At 57.2% G+C, this 4,750-nt stretch carries 5 protein-coding genes and 1 tRNA gene; 1 reads left to right on the plus strand and 5 read right to left on the minus strand.

Features of this window, described 5'->3' with window-relative positions; all coding sequences use genetic code 11:
- Positions 1 to 238 precede the first annotated feature (238 nt).
- A complete protein-coding gene (locus tag NW829_RS11720; RefSeq protein ID WP_011432097.1) occupies positions 239 to 1,006 on the minus strand; it encodes a PspA/IM30 family protein in 768 nt (255 codons plus the stop codon).
- Between the two features lie 285 nt (positions 1,007 to 1,291).
- Here NW829_RS11720 and NW829_RS11725 point away from each other — a divergent pair, with 285 nt between their 5' ends.
- Positions 1,292 to 2,233 (plus strand): phosphoribulokinase, encoded by a 942-nt coding sequence (locus NW829_RS11725; RefSeq protein ID WP_414417151.1) that lies wholly within the window; start codon positions 1,292 to 1,294, stop codon positions 2,231 to 2,233.
- A 110-nt stretch (positions 2,234 to 2,343) separates the two neighbouring features.
- On the opposite strand, the gene NW829_RS11730 is transcribed toward NW829_RS11725, so the two are convergent.
- The 4 genes from NW829_RS11730 to NW829_RS11745 all read right to left on the minus strand — a co-directional run bounded on the left by NW829_RS11730 (position 2,344) and on the right by NW829_RS11745 (position 4,601).
- Positions 2,344 to 2,415 (minus strand) — tRNA-Val (locus NW829_RS11730).
- A gap of 115 nt (positions 2,416 to 2,530) precedes the next feature.
- The gene (locus tag NW829_RS11735; RefSeq protein WP_414417152.1) at positions 2,531 to 2,845 is read right to left on the minus strand and encodes an antibiotic biosynthesis monooxygenase family protein; all 315 of its coding nucleotides are present in this window, start codon (positions 2,843 to 2,845) and stop codon (positions 2,531 to 2,533) included.
- Positions 2,846 to 2,848: 3 nt separating this feature from the next.
- Complete coding sequence (locus NW829_RS11740) at positions 2,849 to 3,595, minus strand: phosphoadenylyl-sulfate reductase (protein WP_414417153.1); 747 nt, start codon at positions 3,593 to 3,595, stop codon at positions 2,849 to 2,851.
- 76 nt (positions 3,596 to 3,671) lie between these two features.
- Positions 3,672 to 4,601 (minus strand): metallophosphoesterase family protein, encoded by a 930-nt coding sequence (locus NW829_RS11745; protein WP_414417154.1) that lies wholly within the window; start codon positions 4,599 to 4,601, stop codon positions 3,672 to 3,674.
- Between the last annotated feature and the right edge of the window lie 149 nt (positions 4,602 to 4,750).

The following is a 4,750-nucleotide window of genomic DNA, read 5'->3' on the forward strand; positions in this document are numbered from 1 at the left end:
CTCTCACAAAACCGTAGGCAAACTAACCTCAGCCCTGCCGGAAGCAGGCTGTGACCCTTTCGCAGGTTGATTACCCTCTGGGGATCCCTGCCACTCGAGGTGGAACGCTTTACTGACAGACTTTGCCCTGCTGGTCGGCAGAAGGGCTGTCAGAGTTCTTGTTGGTTAGCTTACCACCCCCCGGCCCAAACTCAGCCCGGCAAGCCTTGAGAGTCGGAGGAGAGCGACATTCCGCCTGTTAGAGCTGGTCAATCTCCTTGCGCAAATTTTCCAACTCCAGATCGACTTCGCTCTCACTTGCGGTGGAAGGTTGGCCTGAGGACTTTGACCCTCCAGAGGGCAACTGACCCTGGATCGACGCCTTGAGCATCAGCAGCTCATGATCCACATCCGAGCCACCCGCCTCCAAAGCGGCAAACTGGTTTTCCAAATTGTCCACCGCCAGCTCTGCCACTGCCGCCGACTGAGCTTCCAGGGAGTTCACCTTCTCCTCCATGCGCTCAAAAGCGGCAAAGGCGCTTGTGGCGTCCACCCGCCCGATGACCTGGTTGATTTGTTGAGAAGCTTTGGCCGCGCGGGCCCGGGCGATGAGCATGTCTTTTTTGGTCTTGGCCTCAGCGATCTTGCTCTCCAGCTTGGTCATGTTGGACTTCAGGATCTCCACCTGCTTAGTCTGCTCATCCAACTGCCGCTTCAGGCTTTGGGCAGTCTCGGCAAAGGTTTTCTTGCGCACCAGCGCTTCCCGAGCCAAAGCTTCGTTGTTGTTGCGCAGGGCCAACTCGGCGCGTCTTTGCCACTCATCAACACTCTGCTGTGCTTGCTCATACTGCCGCTCTATCCGCTTCTGGGCAGCAATGGCCTGGGCAACCGCTTGCCGCATCTGGTAGTGATCCTCAGACATGTCCTGAATGGTCTGGTTCAGGATTTTCTCCGGATCCTCGGCGCTGCTGACCAGCGCATTGATATTGGATCTAATGATTCGGCTGACCCGATCGAACAATCCCATCGGTTGCTTCCCCCTCTAGCGGTCTGACCTAATGCTACCCTTGCTGCTTTGATGCCTTCCAGTGCTTCTACTCCAGTATAGGGATCCATAGGGCTCCGCTGAAAAAAGCTGTAACGTTCTCTTGCCCCAATACCCTCCAGAGCCGATAATGCTTGCTTAACTTCGTTTGCTGACCGACAATCCCTGTTCTCTGATCGGGGCCATCCGCAGGTCGAAACGAAGTTGAGTTTGGCCGGTGTTGTTGGGAGTTCTCCGCCCCAGGTTCACGATTCAGGAGAGGGATCCGTGGCTCAGCGCCCGATTATTCTGGGTATTGTTGGCGATAGTGCTGCTGGGAAGACCACCCTTACCCGCGGCATTGCCCAAGTCTTGGGGGAAGAAAACGTCACTGTCATCTGCACCGACGACTACCACCGCTACGACCGCAAACAACGCGCTGAACTGGGGATTACAGCCCTCCATCCCGACTGCAACTACCTGGATATCGTTCAGCAGCACCTGACGCTCCTGCGCACCGGCCAGCCGATCCTAAAGCCCGTCTATAACCACAGCACCGGCACCTTTGACCCGCCAGAGTACGTCAAGCCCAACAAATATGTCATCGTCGAAGGGCTGCTGGGCTACTTTACCCGTGGTATGCGGGATAGCTACGATGTCAAGGTTTATTTGGCCCCTCCCGAACATCTACGCGCCCTCTGGAAGATTAAGCGAGACACCCGCAAGCGCGGATACACAGAAGAGCAAGTTCGAGAAGAGCTCAAAAAGCGCGAACCCGACTCAGAGGCTTTTATTCGTCCACAGCGCCAATGGGCCGATGTAGTGGTCACCTTTTACCCGCCCCAAGAGGGATCCGACCAAGACGAGGTATTGCTGAATGCACGCTTGGTGCTGCGCCCCACCATTCCTCACCCAGATTTTTGGCAAATCCTCAATGCCCGCGACAGTCACCTCAGCTCTGCCATTCGTTTGGATTTGGATCGGGATATGGGCAAGCCCGTCGATGTTTTGCAGATTGATGCCCATGCTACGGCCAGCCAAGTGATTGAGCTGGAGCGGATGCTCTGCAACGAAATCCCTTACCTGGGCAAGTTCTGTAGCTTAGAGGGAAACCCCAATATCGGCCAATTGATCGGCACCACCGGCGAGCTGCTCCAGAGCTATCCCCTGGCTTTGACTCAATTGCTGATCACCTACCACATGCTAAAAGCGGCCCATATCTACCAGTAGAATCCGTGGCGGTGAGGGATCCCCAGTTTCGCAAGACCTGCAGGGTAAGGCTCGGCCCAGCACGGTAACCCGCTCCCAGAGCAGAGTCTTGTGAGCTTCTGTCAAGGACATGGGCTGTGCTGGAATTGAACCAGCGGCTCCCACCGTGTCAAGGTGGTACTCTACCACTGAGTTAACAGCCCCTATAAGCGATGCCGCTGTGCATCTACCTGAAGGCCGGAAACAAATAATATCACATCTTAACCTGTCCCATTGGGGTCAACCTAGGTGGAGAGTGGACAGGTGCCCTATTTCAAATCAAAAAGGGGATCCGGTCAGCAACTGGTAGTGCAACACCTGGGGTGGGCGAGCAAAGTAGGGCCCGATGAGGGCACGCCAGCGGACAAAGTTTTCCGATTGGCGAAAGTTGACCAGATGGGCCTCTAGGGATCCCCACTGAACGAGCAGTAGGTATTGCTGAGGGTGCTCCAGACAGCGCTGCAGTTGGTGCCCTTGGTAGCCGTCGGTCTGCTGCAAATGGATGAAAGCTTGAGCGATGGCGGCTTCAAAGGCGGCTTCAGAGCCGGGGGTAATTTCAAACTGAGCCACCTCAAGGATGGAGGAAGCAGTCATGGGTTACGTATGCAGGCCGCATTCGGTCTTGCTTGTGCCCTTCCAGCGTCCAGAGCGGGGATCCGCCCCTGGCTCAACAGGCGCAGTGCAGTGGAGGCAGCCGATACTGGGGTAGTGGCGATCGTGCAGGGGGTTGTAAGGGATCCCGTGGTCAAGGATGTATTTCCAAACTTGGCCATTTGTCCAGTCAGCCAGCGGGTTGAGTTTGAGGCGGTTGCGCTTGCCGTCCCACTGCACCTTGCCGATATCGGCGCGGGTGGGGGATTGTTCCCGACGCATCCCTGTAATCCAAGTGGTGCAACCGGCCAGAGCACGATTCAAGGGCTCCACCTTGCGGATGTTGCAGCAGAGGTCGGGGTTAGAGCGATACAGTTCTGGCCCGTATTGAGCTGCTTGCTCTTCCGGGGTAAGCAAGGGCTTGAAGATCTGCAGTTGCAAGTGGGGGTAGCGCGCCAACACCTGCTCCCGCAGTTGTAGGGTTTCCGGGAAGTGAAAATCGGTGTCCAGAAAAAAAGCGCGAACACGGGGGTTAATCGCCGTGAGCAGATCGATCAGCACTAGGTCTTCCGGGCCAAAGCTACAGGCCAGCACCAGCCCATCTCCAAATTCTTCAACCGCCCAGGCAAGCAGGTCGCTCGCCGACAAAGGCTCAAACCGTTCGCTCAGAGATACCACTTGCGGCTGATACTGCGCCTGCAACGCTTGGGCCGCCAGCTCCCAGCGGCTAGAAGGAGAAAGGCTTGCCGTCATAGGGGGAAGACACCGAACTCGACGATCTTTGCATTCTAAATCTACACTAATTCGGTCAAGCTTTAGGAGTTTCTGATTACCAGGCGGCAGCGGGCAGAGGGAGAGAGCGGGATCCCTTGGCCCGGAGAGGGATTTGTCCCCAGCGATCCCGTCGGATCCCCATCACCAAGCCGTGCCAGAGGGGGCTGGGATCCAACTCCGGCAACTTAACCCAGTGGTAGCGCAACACCCCTCGCCGTGGGTTCACCTCCAGCTCAAACACCCGCAGAGCCGAAACCGGCCCCACCAGAGGAGGTGCCGTCAGGTAAGGGATCCCATCGCGGACATACACCTTCGGCACATGCAGGTGGCCACTCAGCACCGCCACCACCCGTCCGTGACGGGCCAAGAGAGCGTGTAGCGCCGAGGCTGGTTCGCTGAGGAGCCGGTACTTGCGAAACAAAACCGCGTCCATTTGAGTGGGAGCAATGAAGGGCGGCTGATGGATCAGTAGGATCAGCCATTCTTCCGGCACCGTTTGCAGATGTTCGTCCAGCCAGTGCAGTTGGGAGGGGCGTAGCACGCCCTGAGGCAAAGGGAAGCGTCCCAGGCTGGCGTCGAGGGCAATCAAGCGGATCCCGGGCAGAGGGGAAAGGCTGTAATCGACGTAACCGGTGGGAGCCGGGGACAGGGGAAATTGGCTTTGGCACCAACGGATAAACTGATCTCGGTTAAAGCGTCCCTTTCTCCTCAGGGTGTCGATATCGTGGTTGCCCAGGCTGAGGTAATAGGGCACCCGCAGTTGGGCAACAATCTCCTGGAAAGATTGAAAGCTCTCCGGATCCGCTTGATCCACCAAATCCCCGGTAAACACCACGAAGTGCAGATCGGGCACCTGGTTGAGATGGGCAACGGCGGCTTCCAACTGGCGGCGGGGGGAATCGGACATCCACCAACAGCGGCACCCCGTCTCGGGCATCAGGTGGACATCTGAGACTTGAGCAAAGCAAATGCGTTGGGTTGCCATTGTTTAGGTACTTATTCACACCTCACGCCCGCATCATAGTCAATGAGGGGCCGGGGGGCTATGGGCTTCTCTTAACCTCAGCTGGGAGCCATCGGCAACTGGGGCACAGGTAGGGCTGTGAAAGGGGCGCGCAGACTGGTCAAATTGGT

Origin of the sequence: Synechococcus sp. R55.8 (assembly GCF_047461895.1) — a bacterium.
Taxonomy (GTDB): Bacteria; Cyanobacteriota; Cyanobacteriia; order Thermostichales; family Thermostichaceae; genus Thermostichus.

Coding starts and splice junctions, on each gene's coding strand:
- NW829_RS11745 (WP_414417154.1), bottom strand. CDS start 4,601: ATGGCAACCCAACGCATTTGCTTTGCTCAAGTCTCAGATGTCCACCTG.
- NW829_RS11735 (WP_414417152.1), bottom strand. CDS start 2,845: ATGACTGCTTCCTCCATCCTTGAGGTGGCTCAGTTTGAAATTACCCCC.
- NW829_RS11720 (WP_011432097.1), bottom strand. CDS start 1,006: ATGGGATTGTTCGATCGGGTCAGCCGAATCATTAGATCCAATATCAAT.
- NW829_RS11740 (WP_414417153.1), bottom strand. CDS start 3,595: ATGACGGCAAGCCTTTCTCCTTCTAGCCGCTGGGAGCTGGCGGCCCAA.